The sequence below is a fragment of the Paraburkholderia mimosarum LMG 23256 = NBRC 106338 genome, from assembly GCF_000739815.1.
In the GTDB taxonomy this organism is placed as follows: Bacteria; Pseudomonadota; Gammaproteobacteria; order Burkholderiales; family Burkholderiaceae; genus Paraburkholderia; species Paraburkholderia mimosarum.
Genome location: NZ_BBJJ01000002.1, coordinates 29491 through 45783, shown reverse-complemented (window position 1 = coordinate 45783; position 16293 = coordinate 29491). Strand labels below are relative to the sequence as shown.

12 protein-coding genes are annotated in these 16293 nt (G+C 65.3%); 4 read left to right on the top strand and 8 right to left on the bottom strand.

Annotation, left to right across the window (positions count from 1 at the left end):
* The first annotated feature begins 176 nt into the window (after window positions 1-176).
* A complete protein-coding gene (locus tag BMI01S_RS02255; protein WP_154671139.1) occupies window positions 177-881 on the top strand; it encodes a DapH/DapD/GlmU-related protein in 705 nt (234 codons plus the stop codon).
* 78 nt (window positions 882-959) lie between these two features.
* Here the strand turns inward: BMI01S_RS02255 and BMI01S_RS02250 are convergent, their stop codons facing one another.
* The 3 genes from BMI01S_RS02250 to BMI01S_RS02240 all read right to left on the bottom strand — a co-directional run bounded on the left by BMI01S_RS02250 (window position 960) and on the right by BMI01S_RS02240 (window position 5132).
* Window positions 960-2252 (bottom strand): polysaccharide biosynthesis/export family protein, encoded by a 1293-nt coding sequence (locus BMI01S_RS02250; protein WP_081715785.1) that lies wholly within the window; start codon window positions 2250-2252, stop codon window positions 960-962.
* 232 nt (window positions 2253-2484) lie between these two features.
* A complete protein-coding gene (locus BMI01S_RS02245; protein ID WP_174480058.1) occupies window positions 2485-3738 on the bottom strand; it encodes a glycosyltransferase in 1254 nt (417 codons plus the stop codon).
* A complete protein-coding gene (locus tag BMI01S_RS02240; RefSeq protein WP_051381297.1) occupies window positions 3735-5132 on the bottom strand; it encodes a hypothetical protein in 1398 nt (465 codons plus the stop codon). The genes BMI01S_RS02245 and BMI01S_RS02240 overlap by 4 nt, the downstream gene beginning before the upstream one ends.
* Window positions 5133-5447: 315 nt before the next feature.
* On the opposite strand from BMI01S_RS02240, the gene BMI01S_RS02235 reads away from it, so the two are divergent.
* Entirely contained in the window at window positions 5448-6611 is a 1164-nt protein-coding gene (locus tag BMI01S_RS02235) for an acyltransferase family protein (protein WP_036044232.1), read from the top strand.
* Between the two features lie 93 nt (window positions 6612-6704).
* Here BMI01S_RS02235 and BMI01S_RS02230 read toward each other — a convergent pair whose 3' ends face one another.
* Window positions 6705-8009 carry a glycosyltransferase gene (locus tag BMI01S_RS02230; protein ID WP_244145285.1) on the bottom strand — a complete coding sequence of 435 codons (1305 nt, stop codon included), beginning with the start codon at window positions 8007-8009 and terminating at the stop codon, window positions 6705-6707.
* Window positions 8010-8468: 459 nt separating this feature from the next.
* Between BMI01S_RS02230 and BMI01S_RS02225 the strand changes: the two genes are divergently transcribed.
* A complete protein-coding gene (locus tag BMI01S_RS02225; protein WP_028230123.1) occupies window positions 8469-9716 on the top strand; it encodes an oligosaccharide flippase family protein in 1248 nt (415 codons plus the stop codon).
* Between the two features lie 45 nt (window positions 9717-9761).
* On the opposite strand, the gene BMI01S_RS02220 is transcribed toward BMI01S_RS02225, so the two are convergent.
* The gene (locus BMI01S_RS02220) at window positions 9762-10949 is read right to left on the bottom strand and encodes a glycosyltransferase family 4 protein (protein WP_154671140.1); all 1188 of its coding nucleotides are present in this window, start codon (window positions 10947-10949) and stop codon (window positions 9762-9764) included.
* A 397-nt stretch (window positions 10950-11346) separates the two neighbouring features.
* On the opposite strand from BMI01S_RS02220, the gene BMI01S_RS02215 reads away from it, so the two are divergent.
* A complete protein-coding gene (locus tag BMI01S_RS02215) occupies window positions 11347-12285 on the top strand; it encodes a glycosyltransferase family 2 protein (protein ID WP_244145286.1) in 939 nt (312 codons plus the stop codon).
* 63 nt (window positions 12286-12348) lie between these two features.
* Here BMI01S_RS02215 and aroG read toward each other — a convergent pair whose 3' ends face one another.
* From aroG to BMI01S_RS02200, 3 genes are all read right to left on the bottom strand, one after another.
* Complete coding sequence (aroG, locus tag BMI01S_RS02210) at window positions 12349-13422, bottom strand: 3-deoxy-7-phosphoheptulonate synthase AroG (RefSeq protein WP_028209492.1); 1074 nt, start codon at window positions 13420-13422, stop codon at window positions 12349-12351.
* Window positions 13423-13861: 439 nt separating this feature from the next.
* On the bottom strand, window positions 13862-15328 hold the full coding sequence (gene tldD / locus BMI01S_RS02205; protein ID WP_028209493.1) for a metalloprotease TldD: 1467 nt from the start codon (window positions 15326-15328) through the stop codon (window positions 13862-13864).
* A gap of 124 nt (window positions 15329-15452) precedes the next feature.
* Window positions 15453-16280 (bottom strand): carbon-nitrogen hydrolase family protein, encoded by an 828-nt coding sequence (locus BMI01S_RS02200; RefSeq protein ID WP_028230126.1) that lies wholly within the window; start codon window positions 16278-16280, stop codon window positions 15453-15455.
* Window positions 16281-16293: the final 13 nt, after the last annotated feature.

Here is a 16293-nt window from a genome sequence, read left to right as displayed (position 1 = left end):
CCGCTGCGCCAAAACCCCTGCCGCGTCGGCCACGCACGCGAGGCGGCGGGGCGGCCGCCCGATAATGAAACGGTCGATGCGACCCGGCGTGCGGGCTCGCGATCGCATAACAGGCAGGACGACCAGGACAAGCAGAACAGTCAACGGAAACCGGCCCGGACGGGCAAGGAGCGTTCATGGCTCAAACGTTCGAAGGTATCGGGCGCCTCGGCGCGAACGGGCGGCGCAACGAGGCCGGCGAGGCGCCGCCGGCAGGCGCCGCTCCACCGGAGCCGACCCAGCCACCGCAGGCCGCTCGGCCCGCGGGCGCGGACATCCGCGTGATCGATTTGAGCCGGGCGGGCAAGGGCAACTACGTGGGGCGCCGCGGCAAGCTCGTGCAGGCCGTGTGGTACGTGCTGGAGACCTGTGTGCTCGACAACCGTCTGTTGCCGCTTTCGGCGTTGCGCGTGGGGCTGCTGCGCCTCTTCGGCGCGAAAGTGGGCGAGGGCTGCCGGCTCGTGCACCCCATGCGCGTGAAGGCGCCATGGAATCTCGAACTGGGCGACAACTGCTGGATCGGCGTGGACGTATGGATCTACAACCAGGCGCCCATCCGCATCGGCTCGAACGTCTGTATTTCGCAGGGCGCGTTTCTCAGCGCCGGCTCGCATGACCTGCGCACGAACATGGATCTGCACGTGGCCCCGATCGTGATCGAGGACGGCGTCTGGATCTCATCGAAATGTGTCGTGCAGATGGGCGTCACGATCGGACGCTCGGCCGTGGTTACGCCGCTCTCGGTCGTGCACCGCTCGCTCGAAGCGGGCGGCGTCTATGGCGGCAATCCGTGCCGCTTCCTGCGCTGGCGCTTCGAGGAGAGCGCGCCAGGCAAGTCATGAAGGTGGATCAGGCCGGCTCGATCGCGATGTGAGCAGGCCAGAAGGCCTGCCCACACGAACCACGAGCATCAGTACCGGTTAGTACCCGTATCCGACCATCCGGCCCGCTGCGGCTGCCTGCGTGCTCGGCAGTATCAGGCTGACCACGCGGCTCCACTTCACGAGCGCCGATGCATCGACGAACACGACATCGTTCGGCTTCAGTTCGAACTCGTCGGCCGTGGCCATCGCCTCGGGCGTCGAAGCGTTGAGGTGATAGACCGTTCGGTGTCCTTCCTTCTGCCCGCGGACCACGTAGACCTGTGAAGCGTCGCCGGACGACTGGCTGATGCCGCCCGCGTTGCCGAGTGCGTCGTTCAGCGAGAGGTGCCCGTTGTCGAACGGCAGCGGCCCCGGGTGCCCGACTTCGCCTAGCACGAACACCCGGCTTTCGTTCGCCGAATACACCCTCACGAGGTCGCCGTTCTGCAGCAGGATCTTGTCCGGGTTCATGCCTTTCTTGATCATGTCGGGAATGTTCACCATGATCGTCTTGTCGCCGCGCGTCACGCTAACGCGCGAACGGTCGCCCGCCGCCGTAAAGCCCCCCGCGCGATTGATCGCCTCGGGCAGCGACATCGTCATGTCGTTGAGCACCATGAGCCCGGGCGTGCGTACTTCGCCGTCCACATACACGCGCCGGCTCCGGTACGACTCGATGCGCAGCGTCACCTGCGGTTTGTTCAGGTAGTAGGCGAGCTTCTTCGACACCAGGTCGCGGGCTTGCATCTCGGTGAGCCCCGCCACGTGGATCGGACCTACGTAGGCCACCTGGATCGCGCCCGTCGAGTCGACGGTGTAGCCCGACTGCACCTGGCTGGCGCTCTGGTCCTGCGAGCTACTGCTTCCACCGCTGCCGTTCGTCGGCAGATTCATCTCGGGATGGTCCCACACGACGATGCTCAGCACGTCTCCGGGCGCGAGCGTGTAGGGCTTGGGCGTGCCGAACAGTGTCTCGACGTCGGCCGGGATGGCTGTCGGCCTCGCCGCAGCCTCCTTCGCGACCAGTTCGTTATTGATCTCGACGAGCGCGCCCGGCGGTGGTTGATCGCCCTTGCCGCCCGTGCGCGCGGCATCTGTGGCAGCCTTGGCCTCGGTGACGCTCGAAGGCGCCGTCATGCCCGGCGACAAGCCGCAGCCTGAAAGCGCCATGGCCGACACCAGCGCCGCGAACGCGGCCCATGCACGGCGTGCCGCTGCGCGGCGCAAACCGGGCGCCTTGCTGCATGCTTCGCGCCACGCGCGCACCCTTGAGAGTCCATCGTCCGCGCGCTGCTTCGCGGTTGCGTCGGCGGCCTCCCCGCCGGAACAAACAGCTGTGTTGTGCAACATAGTCTTGCCCCCTTCCTCACAGGATTCGCACATCGCCACGAAAGCGCAACGCGGGCTCATTGTTCGATTGTTCGATTCGCGCCGACTCGAGTTCGGTTCGCGTCCGGTTCGTTATCTACGTTCAAGCTGCGTTGCCTCGTCACCCCTGCCAATCCCTACCGTTTTCACTCTCTCATTCAATTGCCGAGCCCGCCGCCCGCCGCCCGCCGCGTTTCGTCGCGGCCTGCAGCGTTCAGTTCTGTGCCGGCGCTGTCTGTTCCGCCTGCTCCTCGGGCACGCCGTGCGCCATGGCGCTCATCGGAGTCCCGGCGCGAAATCGCGCGGCGGCCTGCGCTGACGGCGCTTCCTGCAACAAGGCGAGCAGGGAGCGCATCATGCCGTCCATCGCGAAGCGCGCGTCGAATGTGCGCCGCGCCTGCGAGCGCATGGCGCCGCGCGCGCGCTCGTCCAGCGCGCGCCAGGCCGCGAAGAGCCGTTGCGTGCCCGCGATCGTATCGGGCGCGACGAAGCCTGCGTGATCCGCCTCGACCTCACGCCACACACCCACCTTGTCGGAGATCAGCACCGGCAGCCCGCACGCCAGCGCTTCGGCCACCGAAACGCCGAAGTTCTCCTGATGCGAGGGCAGCACGAACACATCGCTCGCGTAAAACGCGCCCCACTTGAGGTTGCCCTGCAGCATGCCCGGCCAGCTGATGCGATGCGCGATGCCGTGCGATTGCGCGATCGTCTGCAGCGCGGGCTGCCAGTTGCTCGCGTCCGGCCCCGCGATCACGAGATGCGCGTCCGGCACCTCGCGCGCATGCTCGGCGAACGCGTGAACCAGCATGTCGCAGCCTTTTTTCGGGTGCAGGCGCCCGAGGAACAGCACGATGCGCTTGTTCTGCAGATGCGGCGACGCTTGCAGGAAGGCTTCGCGCAACGCGTACGGATCCTCGCGCGGCGCATTGGTGCCGAACGGCACGACTCGCTCGTTGGCGCGATATAGCCAGAACGATTCGCGCGCGAGCAGGCGTTCTTCGTCGGTGGTGAAGATGACGGCCGCGGCGTCGCGCAGCACGCGATAGTCGCCCCACGGCCAGTACGCCCATTTCTTCAGATGCTTGAGCGGGTAAGTCGATTTGAACCACGGGTCGAGCATGCCGTGCGTGTACACGTAGTACGGCATCTGTGCGCGGCGCAGCGCGCGCCATGCGCCGAAGCCGTGGTATTGCCAGAGCCCGTGCACGATCGCGGCGTCGAAGCGTCCGGCATTCGCGCGCAGCCACGGCACGTAGCCGGGGCAGTACGCATAGTGCCCGCGACCCGGGCCGAGCGCGTGCAGCGCCAACGGAAATTCGCGCACGTACGGTGCGTCGATCGGGTCGAGCGATGCCACCTCGATCTGATGCCCGAGCGCCGTCATCGCGAGGCCGCTCTGACGCACGCCCTCGATGGGTCCGCCCGAACGCGGGTCTACGGTGGGTACGAGGTGCAGGATTCTCATCGGGGCTCCGGGGTCGCGTAGGCATTGAGCGGCACCGGCGCCGCCGCGGGCGCCGTGGGTTGGAAGGCGGGATCGTGACGGTACCAGGGCTGCAGGCGCTGGCGTTTGCGCACGAGGTCGATCCGGTAATGAAGCTGTGAGTGCAGCGCGACGATGACACCGAGCGCAAGGCCATAGACGAGGCCCGAAAAACGCGTTCCGAGCGGATTGCCGCCGATCGACGCGCCCGGCAGCGCGGCGAGCACGAGGATCGACATGCTGAGCGGCATCAGCAGCGGATGGCGCGGCGCAATGCGTCGCCATCGTCTGAACGCACAGCCCGCGACGATGAGCGCGACGATCACCGCGAGCGGCAGGCACGCACCGAACAGGAGGCCTTCCGCGTACAGCTGGTACACCCAGAAGTTGTGGCCGGCTACCCAGTCGTTGGTGTTGAAGTAATCGTCCTTGCTGAACGTCTGGTTCACGTACTGAAAGTAAATCGGCGAGTAGCGGTAGACGTGGCCATAGCCCATGCCGAACAACAGCGTTGTCTTCGAACCGGTGACCTGATCGTACTGATCGCGCATCTCCGCGATACGCGTGACCGTTGTCGGGTCGCGGTCGGATTCCGAGTTCTGCGCGGCGGTGACGCGCTGGGTCCAGTGCTGGGTGATGGACGGGAAGAGCCACGCCGTGCCCACGCCCAGCGCCACGACGAAAGAAAGCGCCACGCCGGCCCGGAAGAACGACTTGATCAGATGGCTCATCGAGGGCGAAGCGAGCCACGCGGCGAACATGGCCAGCAGCACGGTGGCGACCAGCAGGCTGCGCGTGACGCTCAGCAGTTCGACCACGAGCGTGGCGAGGAACACGAGCACCATGGTCGGCTTGAAGCGCCGCGCGACGATGAATTCATTGAACACCATGGCCTGCAGCGCGAGCATCGTTGGCGAGACAATGCGAAACCGGATATCGGACAGCGGTCCGCCCACCGCGAGCAGGCCGAATACGAACGTGAACCCGAGGCAGAGCACGTTCGCGTAGTAGAGCGCGCGCTGCATCTGCATGATGCGGATCGGGTGCCACGGGCGGCACATGGCCGCATAGCCGAGCGCGAACAGCAGGAAGGGGAGCATCACGCGCAGGTAGTTGCCAAGCGGATTGTGCCGCAGCATCTGCGCGATCACGCTGCCGACCAGGCTCAGCACGAGCGCGCGCGTGACGAACGTGCGCAGCCGCGAGGCGCGCGCGAAGCGCGGGCCGATCATCGCGAGGATGGCGGCGCCTGCCAGGGCCGGAACGACGACCAGCCATTGTGCACTGTGGCCGAACTGGGAGTTGGGCGCCTTGTAGTCGAAAGCGAGAGGCACGAGGCACACCCAGATCCACAGGACAGCATGTTTATTTCGCATCGGCATTCCTCCCGGTGCGCTGCTTGGGGTCGCATGCGATGTGCAACGCTAGAGCACGCTGCATGCGAAGGCTCGATTCAATATAAAACGCCGCAAGCGGCCTGCGTATGGCGGTGGCGGGAAGCGGCAGGGTTGTGGCGGCAGGAAAAATATTCTGATTCCGGGTGTGGTGTGCCCCACACCGCTGGCCGAGAAGGGCGGGAACTTGGCGCACGGTGCACGAGCGCTGTGCGCATGATGGGGCCCGCAGCAGTAACTTTTTCATTTGTCTGCCTTGCGGAAGAATCGGACATGGACCCAGCGAGGAAAAGCGCCATGAAGCGACTACGCGAAGCGGTATCGTCGACACCGGGGCGTTCCGTCGAACTCGACTTCGTGCGCGGACTCGCGATCTTTGTCGTGATGGGTTATCACTTCCATACGGTGAGCACGGGCCATGCCTGGATCCGCATGCTCGAATTTCCGCTGAAAAGCTTCGGCCATGAGGGCGTGAATCTCTTCTTCACGCTGAGCGGCTTTCTTGTTGGCGGGCTGCTGTTGCGCCAGTACGCGCAATCGGGGCACATCGGCGCGCGCCGCTTCATCGTGCGGCGGATCTTCAAGATCTGGCCTGCCTACTACGTGCTGATTTTCTTTCACGCGCTGGTGGGCCGTCATCCGCGCGATACGTTCCTCTGGCAGAACCTCACGCACATGCAGAACTACTTCGGCACCTCCATTGCGCAAACGTGGAGCCTCGCCGTCGAAGAGCACTTCTATCTGTTCCTGCCCGCGCTGCTGATCCTGCTCTCGCACTTCCGGCTGCGCGCCAATGCGCTGATCGCGGTGATGGCCGGCCTTTGCGTGATCGTGCTCGGCGCGCGTTGCGTCGCGGTTTCGAAGGGGGATCTCGCAGGCGCGTTCAACTATACGCAGTACCGCATGGACAGCCTGCTCGTCGGCGTCATTCTCGCCACCATTTACTGGATGAAGCCCGAAGTCTGGCGCAGGCTGGTCGCGAGCAAGCGCTGGCTCATTGGCGCTGTGGGGCTGTTGCTCGCCTGGCTCGTGTTCGCGACGCCCTACATCGCGCTCGACGAAAGCATTGGCTACACGCTCCAGGCCATCGGTTTCGGCGCGCTCATCATGCTCGTGCTCGAGCATTCCGGCAGTCTGCGCTCGACGTGGGTGTATCGCGGTCTGGCGTGGCTCGGCGTGTACTCGTATGGCATCTACCTGTGGCATTCGCTGGCGCTCGCGCCCGGCGACTATCTGATCCACAAGGCGAGCGCCCTCGGCGTGCCGCCGCTCGCCGCCTGGCCCGTCGTGATCGTCGCGCAGTTCGCCATTGCTTCGGCACTCGGCTATCTCACGACGCGCGCCGTCGAATTTCCGTTCCTGCGTTTGCGCGACGCGATGTTCCCCGACACGCGCGGGGCGATTGCTCCGGCGCGCAGCGAGACTTCCGCGGTGGAGGGCAAGGTCGAAGGCATTGCCTGAGTCTGCCGTCGCACGGTTCGCGCAGTTCCATTCGGCGTGCTGAATTTTCCGTGCCCGTTTCCATGCGGGGAACAGGGCGCGGATCGACGGCGCTCAGGTCATGGCGGCTTGCAGCGTCCGCTTGAACTGGTCGAGCGTGTTGCGCGAAAGGAAGTGATCGCTTCCGGGCCGCGCGGCTGACTCGCCGTCGGCCCAGCGCGCGGCGAGCGCATGGAGCGCGCGCACGATCGTGGCGGGCTCGAGGTCGTCGAGCAGCGGCCCGAGTGCGCCGTCACGGCAATACCAGCCGATCAGGCCGTCTGCGCTCGCCACCACGGGCTTGCCGAAGCGGTACGCCTGCACGAGCACGCCGCTCATGCCGTAGTGCTGCTTGTAGCCGATCCACACGGCGTCGCAAGCGGAAAAAAGATCGCGCTCACGCTCCTCGGAGATGAACTCGTTGAAGATCACCGGCGCAGGCGTGAGCTGCGGTGCGTGCGCGTCGATGAACGCGCGTGTCTCGTCGTCCTGCTGGCCGGCGATGACGAGGCACGGCATGTCGTGCCTGTGCGCGAGCGCGAGCATCAGTTCGCGAATGCCCTTGCGTTCACCGATCTGGCCGTAGACGAGCAGATAGCGCATATTCGCGTCGAGTTTCAGGCGCTCGCGCGCGACGTTCGGATCGATGCCCCCGATTTCGGGAAACGGGTCGGCAATATAGTTCAGGGGTGCGGCGCGCTCGGGGCGCGTGCTGGCGAACCAGTCGGGCAGCGTCGGGTCGATCGTGAGCAGCACGCGCAGCCCGCGCGCGCGCATGGCGCGGCGAAACAGCAGCCTCTTCGCCACGTCGATCACGGGACGGCGCGGCGTGCGCAAGCCGATACTCGCGTGATGGAACGTCATGCCCATCACAATGGCGATCCAGGGTGTCTCGCCGAACGGCGAATCGAGCCCCGCGAGCGTGTAAAAGAAGTAGTCAGCGAAGGGCGCCACCACGAGCCGCACGTGCATTTGCTGATTGAGCTGCCGCAACGCGCGCGCATAGAAGTTGCGAAAGCGCATGTACACGTTCGCGACGAAATGCGGGCCGAACGCAACGGTGTGCAGGTCGAGCAGAACGAGGCGCACATCAGGCCGCGCTTCGCGCACGATGCGCTGCGCGGCTGGATGGCTCGCGTATTCCGTATCGGTGACGACGACACATCGATGCCCCGCTTCCACGCACGCCTGTGCGATCCACTCGACGTAACGCCAGCGGTGGCCGGTGAAGTTCGGTTCGATGATCGCGATCCACGCGTCGCCCGTCGACGGGTGGACCACGTGGGGCTCGGAACTCATGAGCGCGTCGGCGTCGATAACGGACGGACTGGCCGCGTCGGTCGCGTCACGGTCGGCATTGCGATATCTGGCGATCGACACGTTTTCCATATTGGAGCCCCGATGAACTTTGTTGTGAACAAAATAGCAGTGCTGCGCAAGCCGCATGCGCCAGTTTGGAGGGGCACCTGGCCGAAAATGCCTGGGTGATGCGCATTGGGTGCGGGTTCGCCCATTGCTGGCGCAAAAGGGAGGCCCGATGGAGGGATGGGTGTCGCGCGGATGGAGGCGCCAGGGATGGTCCGCGGCACGGATGGCCGTCCCACGGATGGCCGCCGCACGGATGGCCGCACCACGGATGCCCGCCGCGCGGTTAGCCGCCCCGTCCGAATCCGCCTGGCTGATGGCGCGCCGTGCGCGCCGCGCCGGGGTAACGTCCAGAACGCGTGTCGAAAACGCGTTCTCAAACATGCTGGTCCCCGCACCCGGTCGCGCGGTTGTCCGGACCCTTCGGGCGCGGGTAGCGACGTCCCGATTCCGGACCGATACTGGAGATCCATTTTGCGTGTGATGCGGCTGTCTGCATGGCCGGTGAAGGCGGGTTTCGGACCGGGTGCCGCGACCTGGGTGCTGCTGCAGCAGGTCGTCGTCCGCGGCCTCGTGGCCGTCAAGTTCCTCGTGATCGGGCGCATTCTCGGACCCTCCGCAATCGGTCTGGCAAGCGTCGCGCTACTGGCGGTCGCGATTGCCGAAGCGCTTTCGGATACCGGGCTCGCGCAAGCGGTGATCCAGGGCCAGGCGCCGCCCACGCGCGCCGAAGCGGGTGCCGTCTGGACCACGCTCGCCTCGCGCGGCCTGCTGATCGCCTTGCTGCTCGTCGCGAGCGCGCCGCTCATGGACGCGCAGTTCCATCTGGGCGGCGCCATCGGGCTCGTGCAACTGGCCGCGCTCCTGCCGCTGTTGCGAGGGCTCGCATCGCCCGCGTACTTCATCTCGCAGCGCGAGCGCCATTTCCAGCATATTGCGGCCATTGAAATATCCTCTGCTTGCATCGACTGCGGGCTCGGCGTCGCGCTCGCGCTCGCGGGTGCGGGGCCCTATTCACTGCTGCTCGGCATGATGATCGGCGAGACGTTCAAGAGCATCGTCACCTGGGTCGCGCTTTCGCCGCGTCCGCCTATCCGGCTGCGCTGGTCGGGCATCGGCCATTACGTGGGCTTCAGCCGCTGGATCTGGGCGAGCAGCGTGATCATCCTCATCACCAATCAGTTCGACAAGGTGGTGGTCGGCAAGCTGCTCGGGCCGACGCAGCTCGGCGCCTGGCAGATGTCCTCGAAGCTCGCCCAAATGCTGCTGGCCGACGCCGCGATCGCCATGTCGCAGTATCTGTTCCCCACCTTCGCCGCGCATCACCGCGGGGGCCCGCAATCGGCCGCGCGTCTTTTCCGGCTCTATCTCCTGGTCGCCGCGGCGGGACTCGCGTGCGTCGTGATCGCGTTGCGTTTCGCCGCCGAGCCGCTCTTCTCGTTCGTGCTGGGCGCCGCGTGGCTGCCGGCCGTGCCGCTCTTTCGCATCTTCGTGATCAATATGGCGATCAGCGCGCTGAACTCGGTGCTGGCTTCGTATCTGCGCGCGGTTGGCGACGCGCGAGCCGTCACTCTCGCGTCGCTGCTCCAGGTCATTGCGCTGGTGCTGTGCGTGCCGCCTGCGCTGCACCTGTGGAGCGTGACCGGCGTTGCCTGGTCGATGACCTTTGGCCTGGCCTCGTGTGCGGCATGGATGCTCTATCGCGTATCGCGGCAGAAGTAGGAGGCCCGTGCGTTCGAGCGAATCGAACCGGACACTTCGAACGGCTCAGGCGCGCAAGGTGGCTTCGACGATTTCGGCGAGCTGGTGCCCGAGCGTCGGCGAGTTGAGCTGGCAGTACACCGCGTGCGCGGCGGCCGCTGCCGCGCGCATGTCGTTGGGCGGCATCGCCCAGATACGCCGCAGCGTTGCGGCGAGCGCAGCAGGGCCGCCGTCGCGGCCAAAGAAGAAGCCCGTGCGGCCGTCTTCGACATAGCCGGGCTCCGGGCCCATGTGCAGCGGCAGGCGGTCGTGCACGATGGGCGGCAGGCTCAGCGCGAACATGTGCACGACGCTCAAGCCCGCCGAGCCCGGATAGCAGCCCACGCGGCAGCGCAGGCTGATCGTCGCGATGGCATCGTCGTCGAATACGGCGCCGTACCAGACCACGTAGCTCCGATCGCTGTATTTGCGCTTGAGGCGCTCGCCATATTCGCCGTCCCCGATCACGTGCAGCGTGATGTCGCTGCCTTCGTCGTGCAACTGGCCGACCACGTCGACGAGCGGTTCGATCTCCGATCCTTCGCGCAGCCTGCCGATGAAGAGGATGCCGTTTTCGGCGCCGGTCTTGGCAGCGGGCTCCACGCTGGAGGTGACCTTGAGCGAATTGTTCGCGACGAGGAGTTTCGCCTGCGGGCAACCGATATCGACGAGCGAGCGCCGCGAGGCCTCGGTGTAGCAGACGTAGCGCACGGCGAGCGCGACCGCGAGCCGGTAGCAGATCGTGCGCATGAGTCCCGCGGACTTGTGGCGGTACAGCCCCTGGCCGTGGATCAGCACGGGCACGTGCATGACACGCCCGGCGAGAAGCGCGAGCCAGAGCGAGAGATAGCGGACGTCTGCGAAGATCAGGACGGCATCGGGCCGCTCGAGGACGAGGCGGGAGAGCACGCGGCTTTGCACGCGAATGCGCCGCGAGGGGAGGCCCGCGATGCGCGTTTCGACGAACTCGTCGCAATCGGGCTTCTCGCGCGAAAAGCCGTTGGCCTCGACGCCTTTGGAGCACGCGAACACCTTCACGGAAAAAAGGCGGTTGAGCGACTCGATGACTTCAATGCGATAGCGTGCGATCAACGGCTGCACGTAGAAAACGACAGGTCGCCTGGACAGCAAGCCACTTTCGGCTTCGCGAACCGTTGCGCATGAAGTGGCGATTTCCTCGTCCACTGCCTGGCCCTGACGTGTCGACGTACTCATGTCGAGGAGGATTTTCCGGTTGGTCGGTTATGCGGTCATATTTTCGGTAATTTATAAAAGTTGTAGACGAGCATCGGCAAAACAGGAATCCGAAAATTACTATGGAATAAATATGACCGGTCGCCAGGCTCTATAGGTGATGCGTAATCGGTAAATGCACGATAACAGCGCGAACGCGGCCGGGAAATTCACGTAAAAAAGGCGCAATAGCCGCCTCGTAAAATGCGCGGCAGATTCCGCGATAATTCACGCAAGCCGCTTCCCTGGTTCGCAAACGGTTGAAATCAGCCGATGAATAGATCCTTTCGGACAACTTGACGTGTACCGGAGGGAAGCGCACAGACACCGTGCTAACCTCGGAACGAGTCCAGGCGACCACCGGAGTGCGGAGAAACCCATGACGACGCGCGCAACCGATGATCTCCCGTCTTCCATGGCGGAAAGTAGCAGTGCGGTGGCGCCCATGCGCGTCGCGGTGGTGATCGCGACGAAGGGGCGGCCAGAGGCGACCGCATGGGTCGTCCGTCTGCTCGCGCGGCAAACGGCGCGTCCGGATCAGGTCGTTCTCTCGGCGACCTGCGCGGACGACATTGGCCCGTACGACAGCAACGGTCTGCGCGTGGACGAAATCATCGGCATAGCGGGTTCGAGCGTGCAGCGAAACCGCGCGCTGGATGCGCTCGCACCCGATATGGACGTGGTGATTTTCCTCGACGACGACTTCGCGCCCGAGCGGCACTGGATCGAACTCTGCGTGCAATTGTTCGAGAGCGATCCGTCGCTCGTGGGCTTTTCGGGCCGCACGCTGCGAGACGGCGCGAATACGCAGCCGCTGTCGTGGGAAGAAGCGGTCGCGCTTCTGGAGGGCGCGCAAGGCGAGGTGTTGCGGCGTCCGCCGCTGCGGCCGTGTGTGGAGCTATACGGCTGCAACATGGCGTGCCGCGCGCAGGCCATCGCCGATCTGCGCTTCGACGAGCGCCTCGTGCTGTATGGCTGGCTGGAGGACAAGGACTTTTCGCGGCGCCTCGCACGCCGTGGCGGCCTCGTGTACTGCGACTATCTGCTGGGCGTCCACCTCGGCTTGCGCGGCGGGCGCGTTTCAGGCCGGCGCTTTGGGTATTCGCAGGTGGTGAACGCCATGTACCTGTGCAACAAGGGCGTGATGTCGCGTAAGGAGGCGGCCGGGAACATCCTGCGCGCGCTGAGCATGAACTGCGTGAAGTCGGTGCGCCCGGAGGCGCATCTCGACCGGCGCGGACGTCTGATCGGCAATGTGATCGGCATTGCCGACCTGTGCATTGGCGCCGTGCGGCCCGAGCGCGCAGCACGACTCTAAATCATCGCGCGGCGCCACGCCTTCCGACGCAGGATCATCGCGCCGCACGCAGAACGAAAACGCTCAGTTCCCCGAACCACGCGCAATGCGGCGTTGCTTGACGGCTTCGGCGAGCCCTTCGAGCACGCCCACGCTTTCGTCCCAGCCGATGCAAGCGTCGGTGATGCTCTGGCCATAGGTCAGCTCGCAGCCTTCCTTCAGGTCCTGACGGCCCGCCACCAGGTGCGACTCGACCATCACACCGACGATGCGCTCGTCGCCCGCGGCGACCTGACGGCCGATATCGGCGCAAACGGGAATCTGGTTCTCGTGCTTTTTAGAGCTGTTCGCGTGGCTCGCGTCGATCATGAGGCGCGCGGCGAGGCCGGCCTTGCCGATGTCGGTGCACGCGGCGTTCACGCTTTCCGCGTCGTAGTTCGGCGTTTTGCCGCCGCGCAGAATCACATGGCAGTCCTCATTGCCCGCGGTCGAGACGATGGCGGAATGGCCGCCCTTCGTGACCGAGAGGAAATGATGCGGCTGCGACGCGGCCTTGATGGCGTCCACGGCGATTTTCACGTTGCCGTCCGTGCCGTTCTTGAAGCCGACCGGGCACGACAGTCCCGAAGCCAGCTCGCGATGTACCTGCGATTCCGTTGTGCGCGCACCGATTGCCCCCCACGAGATCAGGTCGGCGATGTACTGCGGGCTGATCATGTCGAGGTATTCGGTGCCGGCCGGCAGGCCCAGTTCGTTGATGGAGACGAGCAGCTCGCGCGCGGTGCGCAGGCCGTCGTTGATCTTGAAGCTGTTGTCGAGGAACGGGTCGTTGATGAGGCCCTTCCAGCCCACGGTCGTGCGCGGCTTCTCGAAGTACACGCGCATCACGATCTCGAGTTCGTTCTTGAAGCGATTGCGTTGCTCGACGAGCTTCTTCGCGTAGTCGATCGCGGCCTTGGTGTCGTGAATCGAGCACGGCCCGATGACGACGATCAGGCGGTCATCCATGCCGTGGAGGATGCGGTGCATGGCGCGGCGCGATTCGAAGATCAGCGTCGATACGTCTTCCGAGCAGGGGAATTCGCGGATCAGGTGAGCGGGCGGCGTGAGTTCCTTGAGTTCGCGAATGCGGACATCGTCGGTATTGTGCGGGGGCATGGTCGTTTTCTCCTGATCCTGTGCGTAGCGTGCGTCGCGTGGACGGTGCTTCAAAAATCCGTTAGATGAAGGTGCGGCTCTTGGGCTTTACGAAACGGGGACGAAAAAAAAACCGCCAGGCTTGGCTGGCGGTTTCTCGTGTATTCGGGGTCCTGCGCGTACTATCAACCCTCTCGATCCGCCAGCGGTCTGAGATACCAAAAGAAGTAAAAATAAAACTTCGTGGCGAACATGGCGGTTTGGGTCGGAACGTTCGTGAGTTCGTTTCGTTACGTCGAAAAGGGTGATTGCCTTTATAACCCGCGCTTCTCGTGACTGGCAAGCGGGAGAGGGCGAAAAAGCGGCATAACCGCGGCACCAACCGCTTCCATGCAGAAAACCCGCATGGGGATGCGGATTTTCCGCACTCCCATGCATCCAGCGAGAAGTCGCCTGCCGTTCAGACCGTGCCGCCCACCGTCATGCGGTCGATACGCAACGTGGGTTGGCCCACGCCCACCGGCACGCTCTGACCCTCCTTGCCGCACACGCCCACGCCCGAGTCGAGGCGCATGTCGTTGCCGATCATGCTCACGTACTTGAGCGATTCCGGCCCGCTGCCGATGAGCGTCGCGCCCTTCACGGGGTAGCTGATCTTGCCGTCCTCGATCATGTAGGCCTCGGAGGCCGAGAACACGAACTTGCCGTTCGTGATGTCCACCTGGCCGCCGCCGAAGTTCACGGCGTAGAGGCCGTTCTTCACCGAGCCGATGATCTCCTGCGGATCCTTGTCGCCGTTGAGCATGTACGTGTTGGTCATGCGCGGCATGGGCAGGGCGGCATACGACTCGCGGCGCGCGTTGCCCGTCACGGGCATCTTCATGAGGCGCGCGTTGAGCGAGTCCTGGATATAGCCCTTGAGGATGCCGTCCTCGATCAGCGTCGTGCACTGCGTGGGGTTGCCTTCGTCGTCGATGTTGAGCGAGCCGCGGCGGTTGGGCAGCGTGCCGTCGTCCACCACGGTCACGCCCTTCGCGGCCACCCGCTCGCCGATGCGCCCCGCGAACGCCGAGGAACCCTTGCGGTTGAAGTCGCCTTCGAGGCCGTGGCCGATCGCCTCGTGCAGCAGGACGCCGGGCCAGCCCGGGCCGAGCACGACCGTCATCGCGCCGGCCGGCGCGGGGCGCGCTTCGAGGTTCACGAGCGCGGCGTGCACGGCGTCGTCCACGTACTTAGAGAGGATGTCGTCGGTGAAATAGCCGTAGTCGTAGCGGCCGCCGCCGCCGCCGTTGCCGATTTCGCGGCGGCCGTTCTGCTCGGCGATCACCGTGACGGAAACGCGCACGAGCGGCCGGATGTCGGCGGCGAGCGCGCCGTCGCTGCGGGCGACCAGCACCACGTCGTACTCGCCTGCGAGCGCGGCCATGACTTGCGTGATGCGGGGGTCGCGCGCGCGCGCCATCTGCTCGACGCGCTCGAGCAGCTTCACCTTTTCGGTCGCGTCGAGCGAGCTCAACGGATCGGAGGGCAGGTACAGATCGCGGCCCGCAATGCCGGTGAGCGACTTCGCCACCTGGATCTTCTGCTTGCCGCCGCCGGCTTTCGCGATCGAGCGCGTGGCGATGGCCGCCTGGCGGATCGCTTCGGGCGAGAGGTCGTCGGAGTAGGCGAAGGCAGTGCGCTCGCCGGAGACGGCGCGCACGCCGACACCCTGGTCGATGCTGAAGCTGCCCGACTTGACGATGCCCTCTTCGAGGCTCCAGGCCTCGCTGCGCGTGGTCTGGAAGTAGAGGTCGGCGTAGTCGACGCGATGCGTGAAGATCTCGCCGAGCGTGCGCGTGAGCACTGCCTCGTCGAGGCCGTAGGGCGTGAGGAGCAGGTCCTTGGCGGTCGCCAGGTTGCGAATGCCGGGTTCGATGATGTTCATGCGCTCAGTGGGATCAGTGGATCAATCGATGAGTCTGTGAATCAGGATTCGGGCGCGGTGCAGCGAAATCGAGCGCCCCAATCGTCGTAATCGTCATGGTGAAGTGGCGTTGCGGGGCGCGCTTTCAAGCGCAGTCGAGCACGCGGTGCCGCCACGCGGGCAGGCTCGCGCGCACGGCGGCGATGCGTTCGGGGTCGATGTCGCCCGCCACCACGCCCGCGCCTTCGTCGCGAACGGCGACGATCTCGCCCCACGGGTCGACCAGCATGGTATGGCCCCAGGTGCGTCGGCCGTTCTCGTGCGTGCCGCCTTGCGCCGCGGCGAGCACATAGCACTGGTTCTCGATCGCGCGGGCGCGCAGTAGGATCTGCCAGTGCGCGCGGCCGGTGGTGTACGTGAACGCCGAAGGCACGACCATCAGCGCACAGTCGCCCATACGCCGGTACAGCTCGGGAAAGCGCAGATCGTAGCAGACCGACAGGCCCACGCGGCCAAACGGGGCTTCGAAGGTGCGCACCTCGGCGCCGGGCCGGATCGTGCGCGCTTCGTCGAAGGATTCGGCGCCTTTTTCGAAGTTGAAGAGATGGATCTTGTCGTAGCGCGCGCGTTCTTCGCCGCTCGGATCGAACACGAGCGTGGTGTTGAGCACGCGCGTCGCTTCCGGTGCATTCAGCGGCAATGTGCCGCCGATCACCCACACGCCATGGCGTTTCGCCGCATCGGCCAGAAAGCGTTGAATGGGCCCGTCGCCATGCGGCTCGCAAATCGCGAGCTTGTCGCTGTCCTTGTGACCCATGAAGCAGAAATATTCGGGCAGTAACACGAGGCGCGCGCCACCGGCTGCGGCCTCGGCGATCAGTTTTTCCGCTTCGGCGAGATTACGTTCGCGATCGGGGGTGCTGACCATCTGCAGCGCGGCGACGCGAAACGGCTCATGGGGGGCAGTGCTCATCGGCAGATCTTGA

Excerpts from the sequence above, each read along its gene's own strand:
- BMI01S_RS02255 (WP_154671139.1), top strand. The coding sequence starts at position 177 with ATGGCTCAAACGTTCGAAGGTATCGGGCGCCTCGGCGCGAACGGGCGG.
- BMI01S_RS02250 (WP_081715785.1), bottom strand. The coding sequence starts at position 2,252 with ATGTTGCACAACACAGCTGTTTGTTCCGGCGGGGAGGCCGCCGACGCA.
- BMI01S_RS02245 (WP_174480058.1), bottom strand. The coding sequence starts at position 3,738 with ATGAGAATCCTGCACCTCGTACCCACCGTAGACCCGCGTTCGGGCGGA.
- BMI01S_RS02240 (WP_051381297.1), bottom strand. The coding sequence starts at position 5,132 with ATGCGAAATAAACATGCTGTCCTGTGGATCTGGGTGTGCCTCGTGCCT.
- BMI01S_RS02235 (WP_036044232.1), top strand. The coding sequence starts at position 5,448 with ATGAAGCGACTACGCGAAGCGGTATCGTCGACACCGGGGCGTTCCGTC.
- BMI01S_RS02220 (WP_154671140.1), bottom strand. The coding sequence starts at position 10,949 with ATGAGTACGTCGACACGTCAGGGCCAGGCAGTGGACGAGGAAATCGCC.
- BMI01S_RS02215 (WP_244145286.1), top strand. The coding sequence starts at position 11,347 with ATGACGACGCGCGCAACCGATGATCTCCCGTCTTCCATGGCGGAAAGT.
- aroG (WP_028209492.1), bottom strand. The coding sequence starts at position 13,422 with ATGCCCCCGCACAATACCGACGATGTCCGCATTCGCGAACTCAAGGAA.
- tldD (WP_028209493.1), bottom strand. The coding sequence starts at position 15,328 with ATGAACATCATCGAACCCGGCATTCGCAACCTGGCGACCGCCAAGGAC.
- BMI01S_RS02200 (WP_028230126.1), bottom strand. The coding sequence starts at position 16,280 with ATGAGCACTGCCCCCCATGAGCCGTTTCGCGTCGCCGCGCTGCAGATG.